This is a genomic window from Actinomycetota bacterium, from assembly GCA_035536535.1.
Taxonomy (GTDB): Bacteria; Actinomycetota; JAICYB01; order JAICYB01; family JAICYB01; genus DATLNZ01.
This window is the reverse complement of the sequence record DATLNZ010000099.1, coordinates 1-3,167: the sequence shown is the minus strand read 5'-3', so window position 1 is coordinate 3,167 and position 3,167 is coordinate 1. Positions and strand designations below refer to the sequence as shown.

General features: G+C 69.7%; 3 protein-coding genes. 2 read left to right on the top strand and 1 reads right to left on the bottom strand.

Annotated features, from left to right (window positions below; translation table 11 throughout):
* On the bottom strand, positions 1 to 796 hold a 796-nt coding region (locus VNE62_06830; GenBank protein ID HVE91997.1), incomplete at its 3' end, for a hypothetical protein.
* A 130-nt stretch (positions 797 to 926) separates the two neighbouring features.
* Here VNE62_06830 and VNE62_06825 point away from each other — a divergent pair.
* Both VNE62_06825 and VNE62_06820 read left to right on the top strand, forming a co-directional pair.
* Positions 927 to 2,312: an amidase gene (locus VNE62_06825; protein ID HVE91996.1), complete on the top strand. Its 1,386-nt coding sequence runs from the start codon at positions 927 to 929 to the stop codon at positions 2,310 to 2,312.
* Positions 2,313 to 2,334: 22 nt separating this feature from the next.
* On the top strand, positions 2,335 to 3,167 hold an 833-nt coding region (locus VNE62_06820; protein HVE91995.1), incomplete at its 3' end, for a VIT1/CCC1 transporter family protein.

Genomic DNA, 3,167 nt, shown 5'->3' with positions numbered 1-3,167 from the left:
CGGCGATCGACTGTGCGATCTTCAGCTCGATGTAGCGCTCGTAGCGCGGGAAGGTCCCGTCGCGCAGCGGCAGGTTGGCGGCTGGAGTCTTTACCTCCGCCCCCCAAAGACCGACGTGCACGTCCGGTGCCTCGTGGTTGTGCGTATGCGACACGACCATGTGGTCAAGGTCAAGCGGGGGAGCGGGCACGCCGGGGTGCTCGCGCTCCCAAGCCGCCGCCCACTGCTCGTCCACGAGCTTGCGGATGCGGTCGTTGGCGGCGCTGAACCATCCGATGAGGTCCAGGGAGACCTGGACGAAGGAAGTCCCCGTTGCCGGGTCGCGGACGTACATCGATCGGGCCCAGATCGGGTCGAACGCTCCCTTGGCAACCCGGTCGTTGCCGAAGCCGGCCAGAAACGCGCCGTCGTACTTGCCTGCCGACAGCGGGTCCAGGCGCGTGTTCAGCGGGTCGTCGACGAAGTCCTCGCCGTCGTCCCAGCGGTTGTTGGCGTTGGAGTCTGTGAACTTCTCCCCCCACACGCCGCTGGGCGTGACCTGGCCCGGGGCCACGGAGGCCAGGGGGTGGAACGTGTCCCAGAGGCCGCCCTGTGTTCCGTCGGGGTTGGAGGCGGCGGGATCGCTGGCGGGGTCGATGGTCTGTCCCGACCCGGTCACGGTGAACGGTGTGATGTTCTCGGCGGCGATTCCCGCTTCCAGAGCCGGGACGGCCTGGGCCTGCGAGGGCAGGACGGAGGCCAGGGGCCCGGCGGCAACCAGGACGGCCAGGGCGAGCAAACAGCGATTGAGCTTCACTTGTGGACCTCCGGGACGTGGCTCGGGCGACGGTCCAAGGTTCGCCGCCGCGCACGCCTGTCCTGCCTGCGCGGCTACGATCCCCATTCGGTAAACAGGGGAGCCCGATGACCGACTTCGCAACGCGCGCATGACCAAACCCTGGCTGCAGGACGCCTGCTCGCTGGTGGACGCCGTCCGGGCACGCGACATCTCGCCGCGCGAGGCGGTCCAGGCGTCGCTTGACGCGATCGCAGAGTCCTCCGTGAACGCGTTCTCCTTCACCGACCCCCAGCGCGCCCTCGACTGGGCCGACCGTGTCGACCCGGACCTTCCGCTTGCCGGCGTGCCCATCGGCGTGAAGGAGCTGGAGAAGGTGGAGGGCTGGCCGCAGACCGAGGCCTCTCTGGTCTTCGCCGACCGCACCGCCAAGACGACCGCCACGATGGTCGAGCGGCTGATCGCGGCCGGCGCCGTCCCCGTCGGCCTAACCACCTCCAGCGAGATCGGCTTCGTTAACTACGTCTCCACGCGCCTGAACGGCGTGACGAGCAACCCGTGGAACCCGGAGCGCACGCCCGGCGGGTCCTCGGGCGGCTCGGCCGCCGCCGTGGCGGGCGGACTCGTCCCCCTGGCAACCGGCGGCGACGGGGGCGGGTCGATCAGGATCCCCGCCGGCTACTCGGGGCTGTTCGGCCTCAAATCGACCTTCGGACGGATCCCGCGCGGCCCCCGGTCCGACGTGGGGTTCCTCAACGTCACGCTCGGCTGCCTGTCCAGGTCCGTCCGGGACACCGCCCGCTGGTTTGACGTGTGCAACGGATACGACGCACGCGACCAGTTCAGCCTCCCGCGGGTGGACGGCTGGGAGCAGGGACTCGGCTCCCGGAACCTGAAGGGACTGCGCGTCGCGATCGCCCCGGACCTCGGAGCCACGCGGCTTCACTCCGAGGTGGAGACCCTCGTTCGGGAGGGGGCCGAATGGCTGGCGCGCGAGGCCGGCATGGACGTGGTGGACATGCCCGTGAAGGTCCCCCAGAACGGCATCGCCTGGGGTTTGGCCGGGCTGTGGATGATCCTGTCGGTCTTCGGAGAGCGGTGGCCTGAGTGCGCGGACCTGCTCACGCCCGAGCTCGCGATGGGCGCGAGCTTTCTCGAGCACTACCGCGCGGAGCAGGCGGCCGCGGTGGAGGCATTCCGCATCGACATGAACGAGTCCTTTGCGGACCTGTTTGAGCAGGTGGACCTCGTGATGTGCGCGACCAACCCGTACGAGGCCTTCCCGGCCTCAGGCCCGCCGCCGTTCGAGATCGAAGGCCAGTTCGTGGACCCGTTCGAGACAGGCGCGCTGACGATCCCGGGCAACATCTCCGGACATCCGGCGGTGAGCGTCCCCATCGGGCGGACGGCGTCCGGGCTCCCGGTCGGACTTCAGGTCTACGGACGGCGCCACGACGAGCCCCTGCTGCTGGACGTCGCCCTGCTCGTCGAGCGCGAGCGCCCCTGGCCGCTGGTAGCTCCCGGGAGCCCGGTGTGAAGCCGGCCGGTTCGGCTTGACGATGGGCATCAGCAAGCGCGTGGACGAAGCCCGGGCCGCCTTCGCCAAGCGCGACCCGGAGGCGGCGCGCAAAGCGCACTCCCATGGCGCGCACCCCCACGGCGGGCACTCGCACGGCTCCCACGAAGGCGACCACTCGCACTCCGCGACCGGCTCCCGCTACATCGGCGAGTTCGTCTACGGCGGGCTGGACGGCATCATCACGACCTTCGCCGTAGTCAGCGGCGTGGTGGGGGCCAAGCTCAACGCCGGCATCATCCTCGTCCTCGGCCTCGCGAACCTCCTGGCCGACGGCTTTTCGATGGCGACGGGAGCGTTTTTGTCAGCGCGTAGCGAGCAGGAGAACTACAACCGCGAGCGCGAGCGCGAGATGTGGGAGGTGGAGAACGTCCCGGAGGGCGAACTGGCCGAGCTCCGCGAGATCTACCTGCACAAGGGCCACACGGAGCAGGAGGCCGAGCAGCTCACACAGATCGTCAGCCGCCAGAAGGAGCACTGGGTGGACGTGATGATGGTCGACGAGCTCGGCATGATGCGCGACGACCGCAACCCACTGCTCAACGGTGTGGCCACGCTCGTGGCGTTCATCACCGCGGGGGCCGTCCCGCTGCTGGTCTACCTGGTCGGACTCGCCGTCCCCATTGCGCCGGGCACCGCCTTCGCCGCCTCCGTCGGGTTGTCCGCTCTCGCCCTGTTCGGACTGGGGGCGGCCAAGGTCCTGGTCACGCGCCAGAACGTATTCAAGAGCGGCGCCGAGATGCTGCTCATCGGGGGCCTGGCCGCAGTGGTGGCTTACGGGGTGGGTTCCCTCCTGCGAGGCCTCGGGGGCCACGG

What these genes read in the sequence shown, in the direction of transcription:
- VNE62_06825 (HVE91996.1), top strand. Translation starts at nt 927, where the DNA reads ATGACCAAACCCTGGCTGCAGGACGCCTGCTCGCTGGTGGACGCCGTC.